Below are 560 nucleotides of genomic sequence, written 5' to 3' on the forward strand. Positions count from 1 at the left end.
GAAGGCCACTTGCTCTCCCTGCTGCGCATGCAGGCACTGCGCACCCACGGCGCCCGGGCCCAGGCCAGCGGCAACCTGCGGGGCATGGTGCCCGGATGCACCTTCCAGCTGAAGAAACACCCGAGGGCGTCCGCCAATGCCGAATACCTGATCCTGGACACCCGTTTCCTCATCGAGGATGTGGCCGAAGACAGCCAGAACCGCGAAGCCATTGCCGAACGCAAGCAGCAATGGCGCGTGCAGGTGGACTTCACGGCCCACCCGGTGACCGAACCATTACGCCCAGAGCCGACCCAGCCCAAGCCCGCCATGGTCGGCCCGCAGGTGGCGCTGGTGGTGGGCCCCGAGGGCCAGAACCTGTGGACGGACGAGCTGGGGCGCATCAAGGTGCAGTTCCCCTGGGACCGGCAGGGACAGAAGAACCAGCACAGCAGCTGCTGGGTGCGGGTGAGCTCGCCCTGGGCGGGCAACCAGCTCGGGGGCATCCAGATCCCGCGCATCGGGCAGGAAGTCATCGTGAGCTTCATCGCGGGAGATGCGGACCTGCCGATCTGCATGGG

The 560-nt window shown here is 67.3% G+C and carries 1 protein-coding gene; it reads left to right on the forward strand.

Features of this window, described 5'->3' with window-relative positions:
• The coding region (gene tssI, locus AC07YS_RS31920; RefSeq protein ID WP_495273842.1) for a type VI secretion system tip protein TssI/VgrG at positions 1 to 560 on the forward strand (560 nt) is incomplete at both ends.

It is taken from the genome of Variovorax sp. GW458-11-26-14-LB1 (assembly GCF_059423965.1).